The sequence below is a fragment of the Streptomyces sp. NPDC048196 genome (assembly GCF_040652715.1).
Lineage (GTDB): Bacteria > Actinomycetota > Actinomycetes > Streptomycetales > Streptomycetaceae > Streptomyces > Streptomyces siderophoricus.
The window spans coordinates 1-25,704 of record NZ_JBEZMM010000081.1 but is presented as its reverse complement, the minus strand read 5'-3'; the positions used below and the strand labels follow the sequence as shown (position 1 = coordinate 25,704).

The following is a 25,704-nucleotide window of genomic DNA, read 5'->3' as shown; positions in this document are numbered from 1 at the left end:
CGCCGTAGGAAAACCCGCCGGGCAGGACCACGGCGTCGACCTGCTTGAGGTCCTTGTCACGGTGCCACAACGGCACCGCCTCGGCGCCCGCCAGACCGACCGCGCGCCGGGTGTCGCGGTCATCGAGCGTGCCGGGGAAAGTGATCACACCCACGCGCGCGGTCATGACGGCTCGACCTTCACGGTGAAGTCTTCGATGACGGTGTTGGCGAGGAACGTCCCGGCGAGCTCTTCGATCCGGGCGAGGGCGGCGTCGTCCACCGGGCCCTCCAGCTCCAGTTCGAAGCGCTTGCCCTGACGGACATCGGCGATCGCGATGCCGTCGAAACCGAGGCGGGGCAGTGCGCGCTGCACCGCCTGCCCCTGCGGGTCGAGGATCTCCGGCTTGAGCATGACGTCGACCACGACGCGTGCCACTGGCACTCCTTCCGGTAAGGGGGTTGACGCAAAAGGGAGTTGATTGGTTCCACCGGAAGGAAAAAGTGACCTGTTTCACTTCGGAGTGCGGGGATTCGCGCCGGAGTGACGTACTGCACTCCGGCGCGAAGTCGTTCGGTCCCCTCGGTCCGGGCCCCCGTCCGGTCGGCTCCATTAGGGGGAAGCCGGGGCGCTGAAGTCAAGGTTCGACAGGAATCCCGCTGGTCGTTTGAAAGTCCTTGAAAGTGGCTGGAGTCGGCCCCGCGACTTGATGAAGTCTTGTTCGTACAGCAGCACCCTCATCGGCTTCGGAGGGGGCTGGCTACGCCGCACCATCGATGGGGGAATTCAGTTCCATGCCAGAACCACAAGTGGATCCACGGCCGGTCGCCGTCATCGGAGCGGGCCCTTCCGGGCTGGCCTCTCTCAAGAACCTCAGTGATCTCAACATTCCGTGTGTGGCGTACGAGGCCCACTCCGGCGTGGGCGGTATCTGGGACATCCGTAATCCGCGGAGTTCCGTCTATCAGAACACCCACACCATCACCTCCCGCGAAGTGACGGGTTATGCGGATCTTCCCATGGACCGCGGGCTGCCCGCCTATCCCCGGCACGATCAGGTGCACGGGTATCTGCGGCAGTACGCGGAGCGTTTCAACCTGCTGCCGCTGATCCGGTTCGACTCCGACGTCACGCAGGTCGAGCGGCTCTCGGACGGCTGGCGGGTCACCACCGCGGACGGGCATTCGGCCGAGCACCGCGCACTGATCATCGCGAACGGCCACAACTGGCACCCCCATGTGCCGGCGTTCTCCGGGAAGTTCGACGGGGAGATCCTGCACAGCCGGGACTACACCAGCGCGGCCGGTCTCGCCGGCAAGCGGGTCCTGGTCATCGGCGCCGGGAACTCCGGCTGTGACATCGCGGTGGAAGCCGCCCAGGTCACCGATCACGTCGCGATCAGCATGCGCCGCGGCTACTACTTCTTCCCGAAATTCATCTTCGGAAAGCCCGCGGACCAGGTCTCCGAATCGAGCCAGAATCTGCGGCTGCCGGCCCCGGTGGCGCGGGCGGCGTACCGGACCATGCTGAAGCTGAGCATCGGCAGCCCCGATCAGTTCGGTCTGCCGAAGCCCGATCACGAGCCGCTGGAATCCCCGCCGATCGTGAACTCCCTGCTGCCGTACTACTGCGCGCACGGCCGGGTGAAGGTGCGCAAGGCCCCGGTGCGTTTCGACGGGAAGTTCGTCGAGTTCTCGGACGGTACGTCGGAGGAATTCGACACCATCATCATGGCGACCGGTTTCCGGATCCACATTCCGTTCGTCGGTGAGGAGCACCTCGACTGGCACAAGGGCCGGCCGGACTTCTATCTGCTCGCGTTCTCGCCGCGCTACGACGACCTCTTCATCGCCGGAATGACCGACGGAACGGGCGGCCATTTCCCGACCGTCGAGCTGCAGTCGCGAGTGATCGCGAGCTATCTGGCGGCCCGGGAACGGGACCCGGAGGCGGCCCGCCGGTTCGACGAGCGCAAGCGGAGGCGGGACGTGGACATCACCGGCGGGATCAAGTTCCTGGACTCCCCGCGCAATCTCACCCAGTTCGAGCTCCTCACCTACCTGCGGGTGCTGCGCGACCACCTGTCGCTGCTGGGCGGCCGCGACACCACCTACGCCCAACGGCCCTCCCTGCTGGAGCAGGCGGCCGCGCTCTTCTCGGGAGGCCGCAAGTGAACGCCGTCGGTGCGGCGGTGCTGAGCGAGGTGCAGAAGGAGGTCCTCGACGAGGTGCTCGTCGGGGTGCCGTACAACAGCGCCTCCCAGTTCCACGAGTACTTCGGCACCCGGGCCGCCCCGCCGCGGTTCGGACAGTCCTGCGCCTGGCAGTCGTTCACGGCCGGCCGGCTGGTCGCCGAACGGTCCGGGATCACCGCCGAATACCCCATCGACGGGCGGCACGTGGCGGCCGTCTACCGGCGGGCGGAGGGCCTCGACATCCTCGACCCCTACCTGCTGCACGCCGAGCCGCTGCGGCTCGACCGTTCCGCCGCCAAGGACGGCGTCGTACAGCTCACCGTCGACGCCTACCCGTACCGGGTCAAGAAGGACGGCAGCCCGGCGCCCAGCCGGGTGCGGGCCACCTGGACGCTCGACGACGACGCGGTCCGCCTGGACTACCTGCGGTACAGCCCGCGGCGCGGCCACAACATCGCCTCGCGGTCGTTCGTGCTGCGCCCCGAGTCGCAGCTGGAGACCGTGCCGCCGGCCGCGGACTGGGTGCGTCCGCTGCTGGTCCACCCCGAGCAGCACAGCGTCTCCGTACGGGTGCTGCACCCGGTCACCCGGCAGATGGCGGAGCTGGTCCTGCCGCTCGCGGGGCGGCCCGCCGGGGTCGCCGAGGACAGCCTGCTGATGCTGACCAAGGACAACCAGGGCGCCGTCGCCACCCACGGCGACGCCCGCTTCCGCCGCGACCTGGAGGTCGTCGCGGACGCGGTCGGCGCACCGCAGGACGACGTGGTCGCCTTCCTCCTCGAAGCGGCCGCGATCCACCGCGCCGCGGCACCGGCCGGGCTGGTCCTGGCCCCGTACTCCCAGGAGGACGAGTGACGGCCCACGACGTGCGGGACGAGGGGCGGTCCCGCTCCTACTTCCTGGCCGGCACCATGCAGGGCGCGCGCACCGGCGCCGACCTCACCGATCAGTCCTACCGGCAACGGCTGACCGAGGCGCTGCGCGCCCGGCGCCCCGACGCGGTCATCCACGACCCGGGTGTGGTGATGGCCGAATGGCTCGCCTCGCACCCCGCGGACGTCCGCGCCGCGCACGCCGCACTGGCCGACCGCAAGGTCCTGCACCACGACGAACTCGCCAAGGAACTGAGGGAGTTGACCGACCTGTTCCACCGGCTCACCCGGCTGGCGGCGGACAGCGACGTCTGTGTGGCCTGGCTGCCCGGGCACGAGCCGAGCATGGGCACCGCCGCGGAGATGCTCTCCGCGCACCGCGCCGGCCGCACCGTCGTCGCCATCACGGACATGCGCCAGAACCTCGCGGTGCTGTCCTGCTCGACCGTGATCCTGCCGGACCTGGACGCCTTCACCGACTGGCTCGACGCGGGCGGTGACGCCTTATGACCGGGCCCCTGTACGACGCGGACAAGCCCCGCGAGGCCTGTGGCGTCGCGGGCGTCTGGGGGCCGGCCGGCCACCACGCCGCCCTGGTACGGGAGATGCTCGTCGCACTGCAGCACCGCGGCCAGGAGAGCGTCGGCATCGCCGTCGGCACCGGCGCCGCCCTGGTCGCCCGGCACGGCGCCGGTACCGTCGCCCAGGGAATGCCCGACCTCGACGGACTGCCGCACGGCCCGGTCGCGGTCGGTCACGTCCGCTACGCCACCCACGGCGCCCGGGACGGACTGGCCGGCGCCCAGCCGGTCGTCCTGGACCGGCCGCCGCTGGCCCTGGCCCACAACGGCACCCTGGTCGACCCGCACACCGCGCCCGGCGCCGAGGCGATCGACCCGACCCGGTGGGCCACCGACAGCGAGCTGATGGCCCACCTGCTGCTCGCCCGGCGCGCCGCGGAGGGCATCGACACCTCGGCCGCCCTGCACGCGGTGCTGCCCGGACTGACCGGGGCCTACGCCCTGGTCCTGTCCGACGGCGCGCAGCTGTACGGCGTGCGCGACCCGCACGGCTTCCGGCCGCTGGCCCTCGGCCGGCGCGGCGACGCCTGGCTGCTGGCCTCCGAGACCGCGGCGATCACCACCGTCGGCGGCGAGGTGGTCCGCGAGCTGGAGCCGGGCGAGGTGCTCACCATCGGCCCGCACGGCACCGCGAGCAGCCGGGTACCGGTGCCGGACGCCAAGACCGCGGCCTGCCTCTTCGAGTACGTCTACTTCGCGCGGGCCGATTCGGCCCTCGCCGGGCGCAGCGTCTACCAGGCGCGCTACCGGGCCGGCCAGGCGCTGGCCGACTACGCGCCGGTGACCGGATCGCCGCGCCCGGTCGTCGTCGCCACCCCGGAAACGGCACGGGTCGCCGCCGACGGCTACGCCGAACGGGCCGGACTGCGGGTCGTCCAGGGCCTGTTGCGGCCCGGGGCGGTCGGCCGCAGCTTCATCGCGGGCGACCCGGCGGCCCGGGAGACCACCGTGCGCCGCAAGCTCGCCCCGGTCGCCGCCGCGGTCGCCGGGCAGCGGGTGGTGCTGGTGGACGACTCGCTCGTCCGTGGCACGACCATGCGCACCGTCACCGGGCTGCTGCGCAAGGCCGGGGCCGTGGAGGTGCACCTGCGGGTGGCCTCCCCGCCGTACCGGTGGCCCTGCTTCTACGGCATCGACACCGGACGGCCGGAGGAACTGCTCGCCGCCCAACTGCCGATCACCGAGCTGGCCGGGCAACTGGACTGCGACAGCGTGGCGTTCCTCTCCCTGGACCGGCTCCTGGAGGCGGCCGGCGGGGACCCCTCCGGCTACTGCACCGCCTGCCTGACCGGCCGCTATCCGACCGCGACCCCCGCCGGCGCGCTCGCCGCCCCGGCCGCCCGGCCGCAGCCGGGAACCCGATCCGGCACCGCCCTCGCGTCCCGAGGCACCGTCGAATGAGGAGCACAGCAGTGAACACACCGACCGAGGCGACCACGACCACGGCGCCGGACCCCGGCCGGGAGCCCCGCACCCTCGTCGAGGCGCTGCTCGCCCGCGCCGCGGGCCCCGACGCGGACCGGCCGGTGGTCACCGCCCTCGACGCGTCCGGGGACACCCTGGAGGCCCTGACCCCGGTCGAACTCGACCTGCGCGCCCGCCGGTTGGCGGCGGCGCTGCGCGAGACCGGCACCGCCGGCGATCGCGTCATCGTGCCCGCGCTGCCCGGACTCGACTTTCACATCGGCTTCCTGGGCTGCCTGTACGCCGGCATGATCGCCGTGCCGGTGCCCGCGTTCCGCACCGCTGCCCGGGGCGGCACCACCACCCGCGCCGAGCGGCTGTCGGCGATCTGCGGCGACTGCGACCCGTGCGCCGTCCTGGTCTCCACCCAGGAGGACGCCGACGAGGCCGACACCGAACTGCTGCCCGGCGTGCGGTGGATCGCCGTCCGCCGCCCGGACCGCCCCGAGCCCGAAGGGGCCGCGCTGCCCGACCCGGTCGCGCTCGACCCGGCGACCACGGCGCTGCTCCAGTACACCTCCGGCTCCACCGGCGACCCGCGCGGCGTCGTCGTCCGGCACGGCAACCTCGTCGCCAACCAGATCGCGATGCGCGACGCCTGCGAGGTGGAGCCCACCACCACCATCGTCAGCTGGCTGCCGTTCTTCCACGACATGGGCCTGTGCACCGCGGTGGTGCTGCCCCTGGTGTCCGGCGCGGCCACCGTCACCATGGAGCCGGCCACCTTCGTCCGCGACCCGCGGGTGTGGCTGCGCGCCATCGCCGCGGAGGACGACGTCTTCACCGCCGCGCCCGACTTCGCGTACGACATGTGCGTCAACCGGGTGCCCGCGGAGGAGCGCGCCTCCCTCGACCTGTCCACCTGGCGGGTCGCGGTCAACGGCTCCGAGCCGGTACGGGCGGCCACGCAGCGGCGGTTCGCCGAGGCGTTCCGGCTGAGCTTCTTCCGCGAGGAGGTCTTCTCGCCCGGCTTCGGGCTCGCCGAGTGCACCCTCCTGGTGAGCGTGAGCCCGTCCCTGGAACCGGTGGTGGCCACGTACTACGACCGGGACGCACTGGCCGAGGGCAAGGCCGTGCCGACCGCCGACACCGCCGCGGGCGTGGAACTCGTCGGCTGCGGTCCGGTGGCGGACGGCATCCGCGTCGCCGTGGTCGACCCCGCGACCCGCCGGGTGCTCGCCGACCGCGTGGTCGGCGAGATCTGGGTCGACTCGCCGGGCAACTGCGGGGGCTACTGGGGCCGGGAAGCAGAGTCCGCGGACACCTTCGCGGCCCGTCCGGCCGGCACCGAGGACGGCACCGGCCCGGCCTACGTACGCACCGGTGACCTCGGATTCGTCGACGGCGGCCAGCTGTTCATCACCGGCCGCATCAAGGACGTGCTGATCATCGGCGGGGAGAACTACTTCCCGCAGGACGCCGAGGCCGTCGCGGTCGCCGCCCACCCCGCCTTCGCCCAGCAGCGGGCCGCTGCCTGGCCGCTCCACGAGGACGACCGGGGCGTGGCCGTGGTGGTGGAGACCACCGTGCGGGACCCGGAGGTGCTCGCCACCGCCGTCCGCGCGGCCGGTATCGCGGTGGCCAAGGTGCTGCCGACCGCGGTCAGCGTCTACGCCGTACCGCGCAACAAGGTGCCCCGCACCACCAGCGGGAAGATCCGCCGGCGCGCCTGCGCCGAGCAGATGAGGTCGGGCCAGCTGACGCCGCTGGCCCAGTGGTCCAGCAAGCGGAAGGACGGTGCGGCATGAGCGTCATTCAGGAGATCACCCCGGAGCTGGTCGTCGAGCGGCTGCGCCAGGTGCTGGCCGAGATGCTGGAGATGGCGCCCGCCGACCTCGACGCGGACGTCCCGCTCAGCGCCTTCGGCATCGACTCCATGACGAGTTCGGTGCTCCTCGGCGACCTGCAGAAGTGGTGCGGCGCCGAGCTGCGCACGGAGGCGTCGCTGGGCGCCCTGAGCCTGGCCGAAGCGGCCGACCTGGTCGTGGCGGAGCTGCGGCAGGCGCGGAAGGAGGTCTGAGCATGGCCCTGAACGCCTTCGGGTTCCTCTTCACCGGACGCGGGCTCGACCCCGACCGCGACCGCTCCGTCATCGAACGGGACGGCTTCCGGGCCGTCATGGTCGGCATGGCGGACCCGGCCCGGGCGCCGGAGATCGCCGTCCGGCTCGTCGACGAGGGCATCCAGCTCATCGAACTGTGCGGCGGCTTCGGCCCCGTGTGGACGGCCCGGGTCATCGAGGCCACCAAGTCCCGTGTCCCGGTCGGCTCGGTCGGCTACGGCCCCGAGTCGATCGACGGCATGGCAGCGCTCTTTCCACCGCAGGCAGGCTGATCCCGCAGCCTGCCCCCCCGCCGGGCCCCCTCCCTCCCCCGTACGGGAGGGAGCCCGGCGGGCCCGGCCGTTCCCCCGACACCACGAGAGGGACCACCATGAACCGCGCCGGACTCCACGAGCTGCGCGTGCTGGCCGCCAGCCGCCCCGCCCTCCCGCTGCTGCTGCACGCCGGCCGGCTGGCCCGGCCCCTGACGTACGTCCCGAAGCTGGGCTGGCTGACCGCCGACGCGGCGACCGCCCGGTCCGTGCTCGTCGACCAGAAGCACTTCACCGTCCTCGACCGCGGCGGCGTCGGCCGGCTGTGGGCCCAGCTCCTGGGCGGCTGGGTCGAGGACCTCTTCGACGGCGAGGGACACCGCGCCCTGCGCGCCGGCACCCGCGAGCTGTTCGGCGAGACCGCGGCCCGCGAGCTGGTCGACCGCACCATCGGAGCCCGGCTCGTCGAGGCCCGGGTGCAGCTCGCCGCGGGCCGGCCCCTCGACGTCGCGGCCCTCGGCCGGGCCGTCGTCGGCCGCATCGTGACCGAGCTGCTCCGCGTCCCGGTCACCGGCACCGACGACGCCGCCTACGAGAAGGTCTTCGCCACCGCCCGCCAACTCGCCGCGCTGTCCGTAGAAGCGGCGGGCGGCGGCGAGCTGACCGAGGCGACCGTGGCCCGCGGCCGGGGCATCGTCGCGCGGCTCACCGGGCACGTCGAGGGCCTCTGGGCCACCGAGCCCGCCGACCACCTCATCGGCCGCTGCCGCGAGGTCGGCCTGAACGCCCGGCAGACCGCCGGCATGGCCGCTCTCGTGGGCGTGGCCGCCACCGAGACCGCCGCCAGCGCGATCACCAGAACCGTCGCGCTGCTGCACGACACCGGCGAGCAGCACGCCCTGCTGGCGTCCCCGCAGCGGGTCCCGGAGGCGGTCCGCGAGGGGCTGCGGGTGACCGCACCGGCCCCGGTCATCGGCCGGACCGTGCGCAGCCAGGTGCGGCTGGCCGGCCGCACCCTGAAGGCCGGCGACCGGATCACGCTGCTCAACTACACCGCCAACAGCCTCACCGGCGGCTTCCGGCTCGGCCGGCCCGCCGAACCCGCCAACCGCCAGCTGTGGTTCGGCGCCGGCCGCCACCACTGCCTCGGCTCCGCCATCGCCCAGGCCGAGATCGGCCGGACCCTGGAGACCCTGACCGCGGTGGGGCGGCCCTGGCGGATCACCGAGCGCCGCTACAGCCGCCGCGTGGTCATCCCCTCGTACGACCGGCTGACCGTGACCCTCGTCTGACGGGAGAGCAGCACCATGCCCCAGATCCACGCGCGGCTGGCCGGTGTGGCCGTCCACCTGCCCGAGACCCTGCGCTCCACGACGGACACCGAGCACCTGGTGGCCGCCGCGAGCACCGGATTCCGCCCGCCGCCCGGCCTCGTGCGGCGGCTGACCGGCGTCGAGCGGCTGCACGTCATGCCCGACGACTGGCAGGCGTCCGACCTGGCGGCCGCCGCGGCCCGCAAACTCCTCGCCGAGACCGGCACCGACGCCGGCACCATCGACCTGCTGCTCTTCGCCGCGGCCAGCCAGGACATGATCGAGCCGGCCACCTCGCACATGGTCGCCGACCGCCTCGGCCTGCGCTGCCCCGTCTTCGACGTCAAGAACGCCTGCAACAGCGTGCTCAACGCGCTGGAGACCGCCCATGCGCTGATCGCCCAGGGCTCCTACCGCCGGATCCTGATCGCCGGCGGCGAATCGCCCTCCCGCGCCGTCCGCTGGGCGGTGCCGGACCTGCGCACCTACCTCGCGTCGATCCCCGGCTACACCCTCTCCGACGCGGGCGCCGCGCTGCTCGTCGAGGCGTCCGCGGAGCCCGGCATCCTCGGCTGCGGCTTCACCGCCGACTCCGCCTCCTGGAACGTCGGCACCCTCGCGTCCGGCGGCTCGGCCCACCCCCGCGGCGACGAACACACCTACTTCCGGCTCGACGGCGTGGGCCTGCGCCGCGCCTTCGAGCGGCTCGGCCCGAAGATCCTCGACGACACCCTGGAGCGGCTCGGCGTCCGCTGGCAGGACATGGCGGCCATCTGCGTCCACCAGGTCTCCAAGCCCTATCTGGACCAGCTCGCCGAACGGTTCGGGCTGCCCCCGGACAAGATCCCGCTCACCGTCACCGAACACGGCAACGCGGCCTCCGCCAGCCTGCCGCTGCAGCTCGTCCGCGCCCGGGAGAGCGGCCGGGCCGGCGTCGGCGACCTGGTGGCCCTGGTCGGGCTCGCCGGCGGCATCAGCATGGGAGTGAGCGTGATCCGGCTGTGAGGCTCTGGGTGGTGGTACCCGCCTACAACGAGGCCCCCGGCATCACCGCGACGCTGCGGGCGCTCGCGGCCCAGACCGACCGGGACTTCTCCCTCGTGATCGTCGACAACGACTCCACGGACGGCACCGCGGACGTCGTACGGTCCTTCGGCTTCCCCGGCGACCTGCACCTCGTGCACGAGACCCGCAAGGGCACCGGCGCGGCCGCCGACACCGGGATGCGCCACGCCATCGCGCACGGCGCCACGCACCTGGCCCGCACCGACGCCGACTGCCTGCCCGCACCCGACTGGACCGCCCGGGTCCGGGCCGGCTTCGACGCCGGACTGGAACTGATCGCCGGCCGGCTGCGGCCCCGCACCGACGAGGCGCCGCTGCCCCCGCTGCGGCGCGCCGCCCTGGTCACCGCGACCGAAGTGGCCGCGCTCTTCGGCCGGTTCCGTCCCGGCAACCGCGGCCCCGACTACCTCGGCCCGTACGTGATGGCGCCCGGCTGCAACATGGCGATCACCGCGGACCTGTACGAACGCGCCGGCGGCTTCCCGCGCACCGCCATCGAGGAGGTCCACGAGGACCGCGCCCTGGTCAACGCGGTCCGGCGGCTGACCACCGCGTACGGCACCCGGCGCGACGTGAAGGTGGCCGGCTCGGCCCGCCGGGTGCACGCCTGGGGCCTGCGCCGCACCCTCGGCTGGTACGCGGACCACCGCTACCGCCCCGAGGTGGTGGACATCCGGTGACGACCACCACCACGGCGGCGCCGCCCGCCACCTGGGAGCACTGGGAACACCGGGTGCAGACCGCCGCCCATCCCGTCGCCTACCGGCTGCTGCGCGCGATCGCCGCCCGCGGCCCGGTCGTCCGGGTGCCGCGGGTCGGCGTCGTGGTCAGCGACGCCGCGCTGGCCCGCGACGTCCTCTGCGACACCGAGCACTTCACCAAGACCGGTCCCGGCTCACCGTCCGACCTGTGGACACCGGTGCTCGGCCCGTCGGTGCTGCTCAACATGGAGGGCCCCGACCACGCGGCGCTCCGCCGCCGGCTGTCCGGGCTCTTCACCCCCGGCTACGTCACGGCCCTGTGCGCCCAGGTGCTGGCGCAGCCGCTCGACGAGCTGACCGGCCGGCTGCGCGCCGGCGAACAGGTCGATCTGGTCCGGGTCGCGCAGATCTGCGCCGGCGCCGCGATCTGCGCGATCGTCGGGATGCCCGCGGAGCCCGGCCGGTTCGGCGGGGCGCACGCCGAGGCGTCCGAGGTGACGAGGTCGGTGCGACTGTGGCGCTCCGGTATGACGGGACGTCAGGTGGCGCGGGCGCGTGAGGTGCTGGGCCGGCTGACCGCCTCGGCGGTGACCGCCTACCGGCAGGGCGGCGAGACGACCCTGCCCGGCCGGCTGCGGGAACTGGGCCTGACCGAGCAGGAGGCCCGCGGGGCCGTCGGCGCCTTCCTGCTCACCGGCACCGAGACCCTGGTCTCGTTCATCCCGCGGCTGATCGCGCTCGGCCACGACACCGGCCGGCTCGACCGGCTCGCGGACCCCGCCGCCGACCCCGACCCGGTGATCGAGGAGGCCCTGCGGATCACCGTGCCGTCCCCCGTGATGCTGCGCAGCGTCGCCCGCGCCGCCCGGATCGGCGGTGTCCCGGTCGCGCCCGGCGACCGGGTCGTGGTGGCCACCCTGCTGTGCGCGCGGGCCCACGGGCCGTTCGCCCCCGAGCGGCCGCACCCGTCGGAACTGCGCCGGCTGTGGTTCGGCGCCGGCCCGCACTTCTGCCTCGGCATGCCGCTGGCCATGGCGCAGGTCCACGCGGTGCTGGCCGCCGCGCTCGCCGCCGGGCCGGTCACCGTCACCGGCCGCCGCCCGGCCCGGCACGTCCTGATACCGGGCTACGCCCGGCTGAACATCGAGCTCAGGAGCGCGAGTTGACCGACACCCGGCCCGCGGCGGACGACCGGATCGATCTGCTCACCGCCTTCTTCGACACCGCCGGGCGACGCGCCGACGCGCCCGCCCTCACCGGCCCGGACGGCCGCACCCTCGGCTACCGCGAACTGGCCCGCGCCGTCCTCACCACGGCACACGGGCTGCGCGCGGCCGGGATGGCGGCGGGGGAGCGGATGCTGTTCTCCGTACGGCCGGGACCGGACGGCGTGGTGCTGGCGCTGGGCGTGATCGCCGCGGGTGGCACCGTGGTCTTCGCCGACCCCGGCGCCGGCCCCGAACTCTTTGCCGCCCGCCGCGAACTGGCACAGCCGCGCTGGGCCGCCGCCGAATCCCTGCTGTACGCGGTGGCCCGCTACGGCCGCCCGCTGGCGCGGCGCCGCGGACTGCTGCTGCCGCACTACCACCGGCTCGGCCTGCGGCACGTCCACACCGGCCGACGGCTGCCCGGCGTCCCCGCCGGTGCGCTGTCCGCCCGCCGGCTCGCCACCGGCCCCGCCCCGGCCGACCGCCCCGGACCGGCGCCCGGACAGGAGGCGCTGGTCGTCTTCACCTCCGGCACGACGCAGGCGCCCCGGGCGGTGGTCCACACCCGCGGTTCGCTCGGCGCCGGCCTGGTCGGCTGCGGCTCCGCCCTGTGCATGGGCGACGGCGACGTGCTGCACACCGACCAGTTGATGATGGGCATCCCCGCCCTGGTCGCCGGGGCGCACTGGACCATGCCGCCGTACGGCTTCGCGCCCGCCGCCGATCCCGGACGGTTCACCCGCGGACTGGCCGGCGCCACCCACGCGTTCTGCGTCCCGGCCGACCTGCCCGCGGTGCTCGACGCCGTCGAACGGGGCGAGGCGGCACTGCCCGCCTCGCTGCGGCACCTCGTCCTCGGCGGCGCACCCGTCCTGCCCGGCCTGCTGCGCCGGGCCGGCCAGGTCCTGCCGCGGGTCCGCTTCCTCGCCGTGTACGGCATGACCGAGATCGTGCCGGTCGCGGTCGCCACCGGAGACGCCAAGCTCGCCCACCGCGGCCCCGGCGACCTGCTCGGCACGCCCCTGCCGGGGGTCCGGGCGCGCACCGCACCGGACGGCGAACTGCTGGTGTCCGGACCGAACCTGTGCCGCGGCTACCTCGGCGAGCCACCGATGACCGAACACGCCACCGGCGACCTCGCCCGGCTGGAGGACGGCGAACTGGTCCTGCTCGGGCGGAAGAAGGACATGCTCATCCGCGGCCGCACCAACATCTACCCCGGGCTCTACGAACCGGCCGTCGCCGCCCTGCCCGGCGTCGCCGACGCGGTCATCGTCGGCGTCCCCGACGCCTACGGCGACGAGCGCGTCGTCCTGGCCCTCGTGCCCGAACGACCCACGTCCGAACCGGAGGTGCTCGCCGGGACCGTCCGCTCCCGGCTGCCCGCCCTGATCGACGCGGCCGCGCTGCCGGACGAGGTGGTCGTCCTGGACCGCATCCCGGTCACCGGCCGCACCCGCAAACCGGACCGCGCCGCGCTGCGCGCCCTGCTGGGCGACCGGACGGCGGGGGCGGCCCGATGAGGATCGCCGTGACCGGCGCCCGCGGCTTCGTGGGCGGCGCCGTCTGCCGGGCGGCGACCGCCGCGGGCTGGACCGTGCACTCCCTCACCCGCGCCGACTGGGACCTCTGCGACGGGGTCTGGACCGACGCCCCCGAGGTGGACGCGGTGGTGCACGCGGCCGCCGCCGTCCGCGACTGGGGCGCGCCCGGCCCCGTCTGGCACGCCAACCTCACCGGCACCCGGAACGTGGCCGCGTCCTTCCCCGGCGCCCGGCTGGTGCACATCTCGACGGCCAGCGTGTACGACCCGTTCCGGCCGACCGTCCTCGGCCACGAGACCGAGGCCCCGGTCCGCCGCTACCTCACCCCGTACGCCGCCTCCAAGGCCGCCGCCGAACTGGCCCTGCGCGGCCGCCCGGACACCGTCGTGCTGCGCCCGCACGCCGTCTACGGACCGGGCGACCGGACACTGCTGCCCCGGGTGCTCGGCGCCGTCCGCGGCGGCCTGCTGTGGCTGCCGGGCGACGGCACCGCCCTGCAGTCGCTCACCCACATCGACCAGCTGACCGCGGCCGCGCTGCTGGCCTGCGACCGCGACACCCGGCCCGGCACCTACAACATCGCCGACGCGGCCCCCGTCCCCATCGGCGAGGCGCTGCGGGCCCTGCTCGCCGCCCGCGGCCTGACGGTACGGCTGCGCACGGTGCCCACCGCCGTGGCGTCCGCCGCCGCGGCGACCGCCGAGACGGCCTGGCGGCTGGCGGGCCGCTCCACACCGCCGCGGCTCACCCGCTACGCGCTCAGCCACCTCGCCGTGGAACGCACCCTGGCGCTCGGCGCCGCCCGCCGCGGCCTCGGCTTCCGGCCGGGACCGACCTCCTTCCACGGCGCGGCGTCATGGTGACCCGTACGGCGACAGACCGGATCAACCCCTCGAAAGGCGGGCGTCCATGAGCCCTCGCACCGGAGCCAGCTATGCGTCCGCGGGCGTCGACATCGAAGCCGGCGACCGCGCCGTTGAGCTGATGAAGCAGTGGGTGAGGAAGACCGCCCGCCCCGAAGTCGTCGGGGGACTCGGCGGGTTCGCCGGCCTCTTCGACGCCTCGGCGCTGAAGGGCTACGCCCGCCCGCTGCTCGCCTCGGCCACCGACGGCGTCGGCACCAAGGTCGACATCGCCCGCGCCCTCGGCGTCCACCACACCATCGGCCACGACCTCGTCGCGATGGTGATGGACGACATCGTCGTCTGCGGCGCCGAACCGCTCTTCCTGACCGACTACCTCTGCGTCGGCAAGGTCCACCCCGAGCGGGTCGCGGAGATCGTCAAGGGCATCGCCGAGGGCTGCGTGCTGGCCGGCTGCGCGCTGATCGGCGGCGAGACCGCCGAACACCCGGGCCTGCTCGGTGCGGACGAGTTCGACCTGGCCGGCGCCGGTACCGGCGTCGTCGAGGCGGACCGGCTGCTGGGCGCGGAGCGCCTCCGTACCGGCGACGCGGTGATCGCGATGGCCTCGTCGGGCCTGCACGCCAACGGCTACTCCCTGGTCCGCCACGTCCTGCTCGACCGGGCCGGCCTGCGCCTGGACCAGCACCTCGCCGAACTGGGCCGCACCCTGGGCGAGGAACTGCTCGAACCCACCCGGATCTACGCCGCCGCCTGCCTGGCGCTGACCCGGGCGACCGAGGTCCACGCCTTCGCGCACATCACCGGCGGCGGACTGGCGGGCAACCTCGCCCGGGTGGTCCCGGACGGGCTGCACGCCACCGTCGACCGCGCCACCTGGACCCCGGGCCCGGTCTTCGACCTGGTCGGCACGGCCGGCCAGGTCGAGCGCCGGGAACTGGAGCGGACCCTGAACATGGGCGTCGGCATGATCGCCGTCGTCCCGCCGGAGTCCGTGACCACGGCGCTGGCCACGCTCGCCGACCGCGGGGTGGACGCCTGGGTCGGCGGGGAGATCGTCGAGCGCGGCGACCGCACCACCGGCGCGGAACTCGTCGGCGACTACGCCGGCGGATAACGCAGATAACGGGCCCGCACCGTACGGAACGTCGCCAGGCCGGCCTGCCAGGCGGCGACGATCTCGTCCGGGCCCGCGCCCGCGTCGATCATCGTCCGCACGGTCGCCGAACCGGTCAGCCGGTCGATGCCGTGATCCGGCCGCCACGCGAAACCGCCCCAGACCCGCTTCGCCGTGACCAGCAGGCCGATGCCGGTGCGCACCGGGTCGAAGGCGGCCCGGTCGTGGACATGGAGCTGCACCCCGCCGACGGTCTTCCCCTGGAACTTGGAGAAGGTGGGCGCGAAGTACGCCTCCCTGAAGTGCACGCCGGGCAGGCCGAGTGCGGTGGCGGCCGCGGCCCAGCGCCGGTCGATGCCGTCGGCGCCGAGGAGTTCGAAGGGGCGGGTGGTGCCGCGGCCCTCGGAGAGGTTGGTGCCCTCGAAGAGGCAGGTGCCCGCGTAGACCAGCGCGGTGTCCGGGGTGGGCATGTTGGGGCTCGGGGGGACCCAGGGCAGGCCCGTCGCGTCGTAGAAGTCGCCGCGGCGCCAGCCGCTCATCCGCACGGTCGCCAGCTCCACCGGCCGGCCGGCCGCCTGCGGGACGAACTCGCCGTTGAAGAGCAGGGCGAGTTCGGCCACCGTCAGGCCGTGCGCCTGCGCGATCGGCTCGCGGCCGACGAACGAGGCGTACGCCTTGTCCAGCACCGGCCCGGAGGCGGAGCGGCCGGTGACCGGATTGGGCCGGTCCAGCACCACGAAGCGCTTGCCGGCGAGGACGGCCGCCACCATGCAGTCGTAGAGCGTCCAGATGTAGGTGTAGAAGCGGGCGCCGACGTCCTGGATGTCGAAGACGACGGTGTCCACACCGGAGGCCGTGAAGATGTCCGCGAGTTCCCGGCCGCTCTTGTTGTACGTGTCGTAGACCGGCAGTCCGGTGGCCGGGTCGTCGTAGCGCCCCTCGGACCCGCCCGCCTGCGCGGTGCCCCGGAAGCCGTGCTCGGGCCCGAAGACCGCGGTCAGCCGGACCTGCGGGTCGGCGTGCATCACGTCCACGATGTGCCGCAGCTCGGTCGTGACGCCGGTGGGGTTGGTGATGACCCCGACCTTTTCGCCCTCCAGCAGCCGATAGCCGTCCGCGGCCAGCCGCGCGAAACCGGTCCGCACCCGCCGGCCGCCCCGGTCCGGGCCGGCCGCCGCCGCCCGCGCGGGCGTCGCGGCCGCGGTCAGCGCCGCACCGGCCGCGCCGGTCGCCGCCAGATGTCCGAGCAGAACGCGCCTCGACAGAGCCATCCGCACACCTCCGTGATCGCAGGAAGCCAACCCGTACGTGCGGTGCGCACGCTAACGCGCCGGGCGGCGTCCGGGAACGGGACGGGCCGACCGGAAACCGACTCTTCCGCTCCCACATACCGACTGGTTAGTCTGCCTGTCAGTCGATCCGCGCGACCGAGGGAGACACCGCAGTGGAAGCCGTACGGGACAAGGCCGTCGTCGTGACCGGGGCGGGCGGGGGGATCGGTGCGGCACTGGCCCGCCGGTTCGCCGCCGAAGGCGCCCGGGTCGTGGTCAACGACCTGGACGAGGCCAAGGCCAAGGGGACCGCCGCGGAGATCGGGGCGATCGCGGTCGCCGGGGACGCCTCCGGCATCGTCCCGGCCGCCCGCGAAGCACTTGGCGGCACCATCGACATCTTCTGCGCCAACGCCGGCGTCGGCACCGGCGGCGGCCCCGACGCGCCCGAGGACGACTGGGCGCTGGCCTGGGACGTCAACGTCATGGCGCACGTTCGGGCGGCCCGCGAACTGGTACCGGAATGGCTGGCCCGCGGCAGCGGCCGCTTCGTCTCCACCGTCTCCGCGGCCGGCCTGCTCACCATGGTCGCCGCCGCGCCGTACAGCGTCACCAAGCACGGCGCCTACGCCTTCGCCGAATGGCTCTCGCTCACCTACCGGCACCGCGGGATCGCGGTGCACGCCATCTGTCCGCAGGGCGTCCGCACCGACATGCTGGCCGCCACCGGAGCGGCCGGGGACCTGGTGCTCACGCCCACCGCCGTCGAGCCCGACACCGTCGCCGACGCGCTGTGCGAGGCCATCGAGCAGGGCCGGTTCCTGGTCCTGCCGCACCCGGAGGTCGCGGAGTACTACACCGCCCGGGCCACCGACCCCGACCGCTGGCTGACCGCGATGAACCACCTCCAGCAGAAGCTGGAACAGCGCGAAGGGGGCACCCGGTGACCTCGTACCACGACAAGCCCTGGCTGGCCCTGCTCACCGACGCCCAGCGCGGCCCGGTCCAGCCGCCGCCCTCCGTCCTGCACGCCTTCCGCGCCGCCGCCCGCAAGGCCCCCGACCGCACCGCGCTCGCCTACTTCGACGGCCGGCTGTCCTACGCGGAGACCGACGCGCTCTCCGACGGCATCGCCGCCCACCTCGCCACCCGAGGATTCCGGCCCGGCGACCGCGCCGCGATCATGCTGCAGAACACCCCGCAGTTCGTCCTCGCCCTGCTCGGCGTCTGGAAGGCCGGCGGGGTCGTGGTGCCGGTCAACCCCATGTACAAGTCCGCCGAACTGCGGCACGTCCTGGACGACGCCGAGGTCACCGCCGTGATCTGCGCCGACCGCACCTGGGACGGCTTCCTGCGCACCACCGCCGCCGCCGCGCCCTCCGTACGCCTGGCGCTGACCACCTCCGAGCGGGAACTGCAGACCCGCGACGACACCCGGGTGCTGCGCGGGGCGCCGCTCGGGCCGCAGGAGGGCGCCGACGACCTGCTGACCGTCGCCCGCGCCGCCACCGGTCGGGCCGCACCGCCGGCCGGCCCCGATCCGGCCGCCGACGACATCGCGCTGATCAGCTACACCTCCGGCACCAGCGGCACGCCCAAGGGCGCCACCAACACCCACGGCAACCTCACCTACAACGCCGAACGCCAGCGCACCGGCCACGGACTGCCCGAAGGCACCACGTACTTCGCGCTCGCCCCGCTCTTCCACATCACCGGCATGGTCTGCGAACTCGCCACCTGCTTCGCCAACGCCGGCACCCTGGCGCTCGCCTACCGTTTCGAGGCCGGCGTCGTCCTGGACGCCTTCCTGGAGCACCGCCCCGCCTACACCGTCGGCCCCTCCACCGCCTACATGGCACTGATGGCCCACCCGGACGTCACCCGCGACCACTTCGCATCCTTCGCGATCATGTCGTCCGGCGGCGCGCCGCTGCCGCCCGCCCTCGTCGAGAAGTTCCGCACCGCCTTCGGGCCGTACCTCCACAACGGCTACGGCCTGACCGAGTGCACCGCGCCGTGCGCCAGCGTGCCGCCCGGCCGGGAAGCGCCGGTGGACAAGGCCTCCGGGACGCTCGCGGTCGGCGTGCCGGGCCCGGACACCGTCGTGCGGATCGTCGACGACCACGGCGCGGACCTGCCGTTCGGCGAGCCGGGCGAGATCGCGGTCCGCGGACCCCAGGTCGTCCCCGGCTACTGGCGCCGCCCGGACGCCACCGCCGAGGCCCTCCCGGACGGCGAACTGCGCACCGGCGACATCGGCTTCATGGACACCGACGGCTGGCTCTACGTCGTCGACCGCAAGAAGGACATGATCAACGCCTCCGGCTTCAAGGTGTGGCCGCGCGAGGTCGAGGACGTCCTCTACGGCCACCCGGCGGTGCGCGAGGCGGCGGTGGTCGGAGTGCCCGACGCCTACCGCGGCGAGACGGTCAAGGCGTACGTGAGCCTGCGTCCGGGGGCCGACGTGCCGCCCGCCGAGCTGGCGGCGTACTGCAAGGAACGGCTCGCGGCGTACAAATATCCCCGTGAGGTGGAGGTCCTGACCGAGCTCCCCAAGACCACGAGTGGCAAGATCCTCCGACGGGAGCTGCGCCACCGCGCATGACGTACGACGAAGGACAGGTGAGGGCGATGGCCGGCACGAAGGACGGCACCGGCAACGGCAACGGCAACGGCAGCACGAAGCCGGTGGCGCGGCGGCTGCTGGCCACCGCCACCAGGCTCTTCGCGGAGCAGGGCTACGACCGCACCTCCGTCCAGGAGATCGTGGACGCGGCAGGCGTCACCAAGGGCGCCCTCTACCACTACTTCGGCTCCAAGGACGACCTGCTGCACGAGGTCTACGGCCGGGTGCTGCGGCTCCAGCAGGAGCGGCTGGACCACTTCGCCGACGCCGACGCCCCGGTCGAGCAGCGCCTGCGCGACGCCGCCGCCGACGTCGTCGTCACCACCATCGAGAACCTCGACGACACCAAGATCTTCTTCCGGTCGATGCACCACCTCGGCCCGGAGAAGGACAAGCAGGTACGCGCCGAACGCCGGCGCTACCACGAACGGTTCCGCGCCCTGATCGAGGAGGGCCAGCGCTCCGGCGTCTTCGCCGCCGACATCCCCGCCGACCTCGTCGTCGACTACCACTTCGGCTCCGTCCACCACCTCGGCACCTGGTACCGGGAGAACGGCCCCCTCACCCCCCAGCAGGTCGCCGACCACCTGGCCGACCTGCTCCTGCGGGCGCTGCGGCCGTAACGCCGGCGAGGGGGGCCGAGGGGCCCGGGCGGGCCAGGCGGGCCGGGCGGGGCCGGGCGGGCGTGTGCAGGGGCGGGCGGGGTAAGCCGGACGACACCCGGATTGCCCCGCCACGGATGGCCCCGCCACCAATTACTCCGCCACGGTTCCCCGCCACGGATGGCCCCGCCACCAATTACTCCGCCACGGGTGCCCCGCCACCAATTACCCCGCCACGGACCACCCCGCCACGGAATACCCGCCACCCCTACCGGCGTTGTCGGCCCCGAGGGGGCGTCCGCGACCCCTACGGGATCTGTTCGACGCCCCCCTACGGGACCCGCCGGCCCCCACCGGCCGGCTACCGGGCGGCGGCCGCCCCCGTCCCCGCGCCCGCCGCCCCGCCCCCTACAGGTACCGCTTCAACTCCCGCCGGGCCAGCGACCGCTGATGGACCTCGTCCGGGCCGTCCGCCAGGCGCAGGGTGCGGGCCGCGGCCCACAGTTCGGCCAGCGGGAAGTCCTGGCTCACACCGCCCGCGCCGTACAGCTGGACGGCCTTGTCGAGGATGTCGACGACCGTACGCGGCGTGGCGATCTTGATGGCCTGGATCTCGGTGTGCGCGCCCTTGTTGCCGACGGTGTCCATCAGCCACGCGGTCTTCAGCACCAGCAGCCGCAGCTGCTCCACCGCCACCCGGGCGTCGGCGATCCACTCCTGGACCACGCCCTGCTGGGCCAGCGGCTTGCCGAACGCCGTACGGGCCACCGCCCGCTCACACATCAGCTCGATGGCCCGCTCGGCCATGCCGATCAGCCGCATGCAGTGGTGGATCCGGCCGGGACCGAGCCGGGCCTGGGCGATGCCGAAGCCGCCGCCCTCCTCGCCGATCAGATGGCCCACCGGCACCCGTACGTCGTGGAAGACCACCTCGGCGTGCCCGCCGTGGTAGTGGTCCTCGTAGCCGTAGACCTGCATGGCGCGCCTCACCTCCACACCGGGGGTGTCGCGCGGCACCAGGACCATCGACTGCTGACGGCGCAGGTCCGCGCCGTCCGGGTCGGTCTTGCCCATCACGATGAAGATCTGGCACAGCGGGTTCATCGCCCCGGAGATGTACCACTTGCGGCCGTTGATGACGTAGTCGTCGCCGTCCCGCTCGATGCGCGTGGTGATGTTGGTGGCGTCCGACGAGGCCACCTCCGGCTCGGTCATCGCGAACGCCGACCGGATCTCGCCGGCCAGCAGCGGCTCCAGCCACTGCTTCTTCTGCGCCTCGTTGCCGAACTGCGCCAGCACCTCCATGTTGCCGGTGTCCGGCGCCGCGCAGTTCAGCGCGGTCGGCGCCAGCTGCGGGCTGCGGCCGGTGATCTCGGCCAGCGGCGCGTACTGGAGGTTGGTCAGCCCGGCGCCGTACTCCTCGTCCGGGAGGAACAGGTTCCACAGCCCCTGCCGGCGGGCCTCGGCCTTCAGGTCCTCGACGACCGCCGGGGTGTCCCACGGCGAGGCGAGGGCTTCCCGCTGCTCGTGGGCGGTCCGCTCGGCGGGCAGGACATGCTCGTCCATGAACGTCAGAAGCCGCGCGCGCAGCTCCTCGGTCCGGGCGTCGAATGCGAAGTCCATGAGGCTCAGCCTTCCTTGAGGGTGGTCAGTCCGCGGTCGATGAAGACGGGCACGAGCTCGCCGATCCGGTCGAAACCGGCACCGACGGTCTGGCCGAGGGTGAAGCGGTAGTGGATGCCTTCGAGGATCACCGCGAGCTTGAACCAGGCGAACGCGGTGTACCAGGCGATGGCCGAGGTGTCCCGGCCCGAGCGGGCCGCGTAGCGCTCGATCAGCTCGGCGGGGGAGGGGTGGCCCGGGGCGCCGCTGGTGGTGCTCACCGGGGACTCGGGCAGCCCCAGGTCGGAGCTGTACATCGCCAGCAGGCCGAGGTCGGTCAGCGGGTCGCCGAGCGTGGACATCTCCCAGTCCAGCACGGCCTTGATGGTGTCGTCCGCGCCGACCAGGACGTTGTCCAGCCGGTAGTCGCCGTGCACGACGGCCGGCGCGGAGGAGGCGGGCAGCGCCCGGCCGAGCGCCTCGTGCAGCTCGTCGATCCCGGCCAGCTCACGGTTCTTCGACGCGGCCAACTGCTTGCCCCAGCGCCGCAGTTGACGCTCCAGGAAGCCGTCGGGACGGCCGAAGTCGCCCAGCCCCACCGCCTCCGGGTCCACGGCGTGCAGCTCCACCAGCGTGTCCACGAGCGACAGCACCACGGCCCGGGTGCGTTCCGGGCCGAGCGGCGCCAGCTGGGCGGCGGTGCGGTACGGCGTGCCCTCCACCAGCTCCATCACGTAGAACGGGGCGCCGATCACCGACTCGTCCTCGCACAGCAGCAGCGTCCCGGGCACCGGCACCGGCGTCGGGTGCAGCGCGCTGATCACCCGGTGCTCGCGCCGCATGTCGTGCGCGGTGGCCAGGACGTGGCCGAGCGGCGGCCGGCGGACGACCCAGCGGGCGGCGCCGTCGGTGACCCGGTAGGTGAGGTTGGACCGCCCGCCCTCGATCAGCTCCGCCCGCAGCGGGCCGCCGGCCAGCCCGGGCCGCTCCCGGTCCAGATGCGCGCGCAACCGCGCCAGGTCGAGGCCGGGGGGATCCTCCCGGTCCGGGGCCGTGGGGGGAGGGGTGCCCTTGCTCATCGTGCTCCTCCGTGGGGAGTGGACGGTCCGACGGTCGATCGGTCGTGCCCCGATCATGCCGACTAGTCGGTATGGCGTCCAGTGGCGGTACGTGGGGCGTCCGTCACGCACCGCCGCACGGAAGGATTCCGGTCACTTCCGCGGCCACCATCCCCAGGCGTGCCCCGGCCACTCGCGGCCACCGTCCCCGGGCGTGCCCCGGCCGCCCGTGGCCACCCGCGGCCACCGCCCCAGACGTGCCTTGCCACCCGCGGCCACCTGCGGGCATCGCCCCCAGACGTGCCCTGGCCACCCGCGGCCACCGTCCCCGGGCGTGCCCCGGCCGCCCGTGGCCACCTGCGGCCACCGCCCCAGACGTGCCTTGCCACCCGCGGCCACCTGCGGGCATCGCCCCCAGACGTGCCCTGGCCACCCGCGGCCACCGCCCCAGGCGTGCCCCGGCCACCCGTGGCCACCTGCAGGCATCGCCCCAGGCGGGACCCCGGCCACCGGCGGCCACCGCCTCAGGCGTGACAGGCCAACCGCGGCAGCCGCCTCGGGCGCGACAGGTCAACCGCGACAGCCACCTCAGGCGTGACAGGCCACCGGCACCCCGCCGTTCATCACCGTCATGTCGCCGAAGCCGACCAGCGGATCGAGCGGGGCACCCGGCGCCCCGCCCGCCAGCTCCGCGTACGCCCGGTGCAGATTGGCCACCAGCCGCTCCGACTCCGCCAGCTCCGCGAAGGGGCCGAGCTCCGCCCGCTGCGCCACCTCCAGCGGGGTACGGCCGGCCGCCCTGCCCTCCTGCGCCAGCTCGCCGACGAAGCGCAGATAGCGCTCGATGACGTCGTACACCTCGGGGCCGGCGACCGGGCCGTGCCCGGGGACGACGGTGACCGCGTCCAGCGAGCGCAGCAGCTCGACCGCCTTGAGCGAGCCGGTGAGCGAGCCCATGAAGAGGAACGGGGTGCCGCCGTGGAAGACCAGGTCCCCGGCGAAGACGATGCGCTGCCGGGGCAGCCAGACCACGGTGTCCCCGGGCGTGTGCGCCACGCCCGGGTGGATCAGCCGCACCTCGGTGTCGCCGAGGTGCAGGGTGAGCTCGTCGGTGTAGGTGACGGTGGGCGGGGTGAGCCGGATGTCGCCGTACTCCACCTCCGGCCAGACGGCGTGCAGTTGGTGCCCGGCGGCCAGCAGCTCCCGGCGGCAGGCGGCGTGCCCGATGACGGTCGCCTCCGGCGCGAAGACGCCGTTGCCGTAGGTGTGGTCGCCGTGGTGGTGGGTGTTGACCACGAAGCGGGGCGCCGGGGCGCCGCTCTCCTCGACCCGCCGGCGCAGCAGTCGGGCCCGCCGTTCGGTGGCGGCGGTGTCCACGAGGAGGGTGGTCCCGCCGTCGGTGAGGAACCCGGCGTTGTTCAGGCACCAGCCGCCGTCGGGCTGGATGAAGGCGTGTACCCCGCCCGCGAGTTCGGCCAGATACGGCTCCTCCGGCACGCTCCGCCCGGCCATGGTCCGTTCCGCCGCTTCCGTCATGGGCTGTGCCTCCTGCTCCGATGCCCCGTCAGTGTTCACCCGCCAACGGGGAGTTCGGGCGCCCTCCGCCGCCGCGGGACCGGGCCACGGTACCCCCGCCATCGCCCCGGACAGGAAACCGCCGCGGGCCCCGTGCGTGCGCCCCTCCTCTCCTCCCTCTTAAACGGGGTCACCCCTGAAGCAGAATCACCGCGCCGCACAGCCCCAGCGCGAGGGTGCAGCCGATCAGCAGCAGCGCGGTCCGCGGCGGCAGCCCCGGCGGCCGGCCGCCCGCCATGGCCCGCATCCTGCGGTGCGCGAGGACGACGAAGCCGAGCCACACCAGGCCGGTCAGCGCCGCCTCCGCCGCGACCGCCGCCCCGCGCTCGGCGTTCCGCAGCAGCTGCCGGCCGGCCAGCAGCGCCACCACGGTGGCGGACAGCGTGGTCCGCCGCCAGGCCAGCCGGGTCCGCTCCGGCTGCAGGCCCGGATCCCGGTCCGACGCCGGCCGCGGCCCCGGCCCGGCTCCGCCCGCCACCGGGCGCTCCCTCGCCATCGCCTAGTTCGTCCGGCCCAGCAGGACCAGCACCACCACGGCCGCCGCGAACAGCCCGACGGCCAGCGCCAGCGCACCGGGGAAGCGGGACACCGGCAGGTCCTCGCCGCGCCGCATCGCCCGCTCGCAGCGCACCCAGTGGTTGACCGCCCGCAACGCGCACAGCCCTCCGCCCACCAGCAGTACGACGGTGAAGCTCACCCGCAGCGTGCCGTGCAGCCGGGGCAGGAACTGGTCCACCGCGAACCCGCCGCCGATCAGTGCCAGCCCGGTCCGCAACCAGGCCAGAAACGTCCGCTCGTTGGCCAGCGAGAACCGGTAGTCGGGGGTCGTGCCCTCCTCGCGGACGCGCGCGGGCGCGAACCAGAGCCGTACCGCCTCGCCGGCCGCCCGCAGCCCGCCGCCGCGGCTCATCGTCGCACCCCGCCCGGCCGCACCGCCCGCATCAGCACTCCCCCCGCTCCCGCCGGGCGAGCAGCTGCCGGTACGCGGCCATCCCGTCCGGCGTCCACGGCCACACGTCCAGCCGCGCGATCAGCTCCTCCTCGGTCAGGAACGCGTACCAGTCGATCTCCGCCTCCTGCGGTACGACCGGCAGCGTGCACCGCACCTGGTACACCGCCGACCACCAGGTGTGCTCGGCCGTCTCGTAGAGGAACTTGAACAGCGGCTCCGGCTGCGCCAGCCCCCGCACCCCCAGCTCCTCCTCGGCCTCACGCAGCGCCGCCCGGTCGTAGCTCTCCCCGGCGCCGACCACACCCCCCACGAACATGTCGTAGTGCGCCGGGAAGACCAGCTTGTTCGGCGTACGGCGGTGCACGAAGATCCGGTCCTCCGCGTCCCGCACCAGCACGAAGGAGCAACGGGTACGCATCCGCCGCGCATAACTCTCGCCGCGCGGCGCCTGCCCCACGACCTGATCGTTCTCGTCGACGACATCCAGGACTTCATCGACGTTGAGCGCTTCCTCATCGGCCATGTAGGCATTCTCCCCACGTACCCGTCTGCTGCGCCGCGGGGCGCTGCGGTTTGCGGTGCCGCCCACGTAGCTGTCTGTCCCGTCGCGGGTGTTGTTCGCCGTTGCGCGCTTTGCGGCGCCCCGCACGTAGCCGTCTGCTGCGCCGCGGGGCGTCTGGCCGTTGCGCCTGCGGCGGGCTGGGTGGTGTCGGGTGCGGTGACGGACCTCCGGGGCCGGGGGGTTGGGGCGGGTTCTGGTGTAGAACCAAAAACACGCCCCCCCCGCCCACCACCCCCCCCCCG

At 74.0% G+C, this 25,704-nt stretch carries 25 protein-coding genes and 1 pseudogene; 17 read left to right on the top strand and 9 right to left on the bottom strand.

What is annotated here, in order from left to right:
- Positions 1-166 (bottom strand): annotated as a pseudogene (locus AB0E02_RS37330) (phosphoribosylformylglycinamidine synthase subunit PurQ); the annotation flags it as partial.
- Positions 163-417, bottom strand: coding sequence for a phosphoribosylformylglycinamidine synthase subunit PurS (purS, locus tag AB0E02_RS37325; RefSeq protein ID WP_362148572.1), 255 nt, complete (start codon positions 415-417; stop codon positions 163-165). The gene purS and the pseudogene AB0E02_RS37330, both read right to left, overlap by 4 nt.
- A gap of 338 nt (positions 418-755) precedes the next feature.
- Between purS and AB0E02_RS37320 the strand changes: the two genes are divergently transcribed.
- The 14 genes from AB0E02_RS37320 to purM all read left to right on the top strand — a co-directional run bounded on the left by AB0E02_RS37320 (position 756) and on the right by purM (position 15,214).
- The gene (locus AB0E02_RS37320; RefSeq protein WP_362148569.1) at positions 756-2,153 is read left to right on the top strand and encodes an NAD(P)-binding domain-containing protein; all 1,398 of its coding nucleotides are present in this window, start codon (positions 756-758) and stop codon (positions 2,151-2,153) included.
- Positions 2,150-3,028 carry a hypothetical protein gene (locus AB0E02_RS37315; RefSeq protein ID WP_362148566.1) on the top strand — a complete coding sequence of 293 codons (879 nt, stop codon included), beginning with the start codon at positions 2,150-2,152 and terminating at the stop codon, positions 3,026-3,028. Before AB0E02_RS37320 ends, AB0E02_RS37315 begins: the two co-directional genes overlap by 4 nt.
- Positions 3,025-3,555, top strand: a complete 531-nt coding sequence (locus AB0E02_RS37310; RefSeq protein ID WP_362148563.1) for a hypothetical protein — start codon at positions 3,025-3,027, stop codon at positions 3,553-3,555. The genes AB0E02_RS37315 and AB0E02_RS37310 overlap by 4 nt, the downstream gene beginning before the upstream one ends.
- On the top strand, positions 3,552-5,027 hold the full coding sequence (gene purF / locus AB0E02_RS37305) for an amidophosphoribosyltransferase (protein WP_362148560.1): 1,476 nt from the start codon (positions 3,552-3,554) through the stop codon (positions 5,025-5,027). Before AB0E02_RS37310 ends, purF begins: the two co-directional genes overlap by 4 nt.
- An 11-nt stretch (positions 5,028-5,038) precedes the next feature.
- Positions 5,039-6,838, top strand: a complete 1,800-nt coding sequence (locus tag AB0E02_RS37300) for a fatty acyl-AMP ligase (protein WP_362148557.1) — start codon at positions 5,039-5,041, stop codon at positions 6,836-6,838.
- A complete protein-coding gene (locus AB0E02_RS37295) occupies positions 6,835-7,110 on the top strand; it encodes an acyl carrier protein (protein WP_362148554.1) in 276 nt (91 codons plus the stop codon). Before AB0E02_RS37300 ends, AB0E02_RS37295 begins: the two co-directional genes overlap by 4 nt.
- Positions 7,111-7,112: 2 nt before the next feature.
- On the top strand, positions 7,113-7,424 hold the full coding sequence (locus AB0E02_RS37290) for a DUF6506 family protein (RefSeq protein WP_362148551.1): 312 nt from the start codon (positions 7,113-7,115) through the stop codon (positions 7,422-7,424).
- Positions 7,425-7,522: 98 nt separating this feature from the next.
- Positions 7,523-8,695 carry a cytochrome P450 gene (locus AB0E02_RS37285; RefSeq protein ID WP_030416145.1) on the top strand — a complete coding sequence of 391 codons (1,173 nt, stop codon included), beginning with the start codon at positions 7,523-7,525 and terminating at the stop codon, positions 8,693-8,695.
- Positions 8,696-8,710: 15 nt separating this feature from the next.
- Positions 8,711-9,721, top strand: coding sequence for a 3-oxoacyl-[acyl-carrier-protein] synthase III C-terminal domain-containing protein (locus tag AB0E02_RS37280; protein WP_030416146.1), 1,011 nt, complete (start codon positions 8,711-8,713; stop codon positions 9,719-9,721).
- A complete protein-coding gene (locus AB0E02_RS37275; protein ID WP_362148546.1) occupies positions 9,718-10,461 on the top strand; it encodes a glycosyltransferase in 744 nt (247 codons plus the stop codon). Before AB0E02_RS37280 ends, AB0E02_RS37275 begins: the two co-directional genes overlap by 4 nt.
- Positions 10,458-11,648, top strand: coding sequence for a cytochrome P450 (locus AB0E02_RS37270; protein ID WP_362148543.1), 1,191 nt, complete (start codon positions 10,458-10,460; stop codon positions 11,646-11,648). Before AB0E02_RS37275 ends, AB0E02_RS37270 begins: the two co-directional genes overlap by 4 nt.
- Positions 11,645-13,213, top strand: a complete 1,569-nt coding sequence (locus AB0E02_RS37265) for a class I adenylate-forming enzyme family protein (RefSeq protein WP_362148540.1) — start codon at positions 11,645-11,647, stop codon at positions 13,211-13,213. The genes AB0E02_RS37270 and AB0E02_RS37265 overlap by 4 nt, the downstream gene beginning before the upstream one ends.
- Positions 13,210-14,097 carry an NAD(P)-dependent oxidoreductase gene (locus tag AB0E02_RS37260; RefSeq protein ID WP_362148537.1) on the top strand — a complete coding sequence of 296 codons (888 nt, stop codon included), beginning with the start codon at positions 13,210-13,212 and terminating at the stop codon, positions 14,095-14,097. The genes AB0E02_RS37265 and AB0E02_RS37260 overlap by 4 nt, the downstream gene beginning before the upstream one ends.
- A gap of 46 nt (positions 14,098-14,143) precedes the next feature.
- Positions 14,144-15,214: a phosphoribosylformylglycinamidine cyclo-ligase gene (gene purM, locus AB0E02_RS37255; protein WP_362148534.1), complete on the top strand. Its 1,071-nt coding sequence runs from the start codon at positions 14,144-14,146 to the stop codon at positions 15,212-15,214.
- Here the strand turns inward: purM and AB0E02_RS37250 are convergent.
- A complete protein-coding gene (locus AB0E02_RS37250) occupies positions 15,199-16,485 on the bottom strand; it encodes a DUF1343 domain-containing protein (protein WP_362148531.1) in 1,287 nt (428 codons plus the stop codon). The genes purM and AB0E02_RS37250 overlap by 16 nt on opposite strands.
- A gap of 173 nt (positions 16,486-16,658) precedes the next feature.
- Here AB0E02_RS37250 and AB0E02_RS37245 point away from each other — a divergent pair, with 173 nt between their 5' ends.
- From AB0E02_RS37245 to AB0E02_RS37235, 3 genes are read left to right on the top strand one after another with little or no spacing between them, the layout of a single operon-like run.
- Positions 16,659-17,432, top strand: a complete 774-nt coding sequence (locus AB0E02_RS37245) for an SDR family oxidoreductase (protein ID WP_362148528.1) — start codon at positions 16,659-16,661, stop codon at positions 17,430-17,432.
- Entirely contained in the window at positions 17,429-19,090 is a 1,662-nt protein-coding gene (locus tag AB0E02_RS37240; RefSeq protein WP_362148525.1) for an AMP-binding protein, read from the top strand. The genes AB0E02_RS37245 and AB0E02_RS37240 overlap by 4 nt, the downstream gene beginning before the upstream one ends.
- 26 nt (positions 19,091-19,116) lie before the next feature.
- Positions 19,117-19,734, top strand: coding sequence for a TetR/AcrR family transcriptional regulator (locus AB0E02_RS37235; RefSeq protein WP_362148522.1), 618 nt, complete (start codon positions 19,117-19,119; stop codon positions 19,732-19,734).
- Between the two features lie 387 nt (positions 19,735-20,121).
- Here the strand turns inward: AB0E02_RS37235 and AB0E02_RS37230 are convergent, their stop codons facing one another.
- The 6 genes from AB0E02_RS37230 to AB0E02_RS37205 all read right to left on the bottom strand — a co-directional run bounded on the left by AB0E02_RS37230 (position 20,122) and on the right by AB0E02_RS37205 (position 25,423).
- Positions 20,122-21,336, bottom strand: coding sequence for an acyl-CoA dehydrogenase family protein (locus AB0E02_RS37230; protein WP_362148519.1), 1,215 nt, complete (start codon positions 21,334-21,336; stop codon positions 20,122-20,124).
- A gap of 5 nt (positions 21,337-21,341) precedes the next feature.
- A complete protein-coding gene (locus tag AB0E02_RS37225) occupies positions 21,342-22,394 on the bottom strand; it encodes a phosphotransferase family protein (RefSeq protein ID WP_362148517.1) in 1,053 nt (350 codons plus the stop codon).
- Positions 22,395-22,961: 567 nt separating this feature from the next.
- Positions 22,962-23,909: an MBL fold metallo-hydrolase gene (locus tag AB0E02_RS37220; protein WP_362148514.1), complete on the bottom strand. Its 948-nt coding sequence runs from the start codon at positions 23,907-23,909 to the stop codon at positions 22,962-22,964.
- A gap of 169 nt (positions 23,910-24,078) precedes the next feature.
- Positions 24,079-24,444 carry a DUF202 domain-containing protein gene (locus tag AB0E02_RS37215; RefSeq protein WP_362148511.1) on the bottom strand — a complete coding sequence of 122 codons (366 nt, stop codon included), beginning with the start codon at positions 24,442-24,444 and terminating at the stop codon, positions 24,079-24,081.
- A gap of 3 nt (positions 24,445-24,447) precedes the next feature.
- Positions 24,448-24,858: a DUF202 domain-containing protein gene (locus AB0E02_RS37210; RefSeq protein ID WP_030814194.1), complete on the bottom strand. Its 411-nt coding sequence runs from the start codon at positions 24,856-24,858 to the stop codon at positions 24,448-24,450.
- Positions 24,859-24,889: 31 nt separating this feature from the next.
- Positions 24,890-25,423 (bottom strand): NUDIX domain-containing protein, encoded by a 534-nt coding sequence (locus tag AB0E02_RS37205; RefSeq protein ID WP_362148506.1) that lies wholly within the window; start codon positions 25,421-25,423, stop codon positions 24,890-24,892.
- Positions 25,424-25,704: the final 281 nt, after the last annotated feature.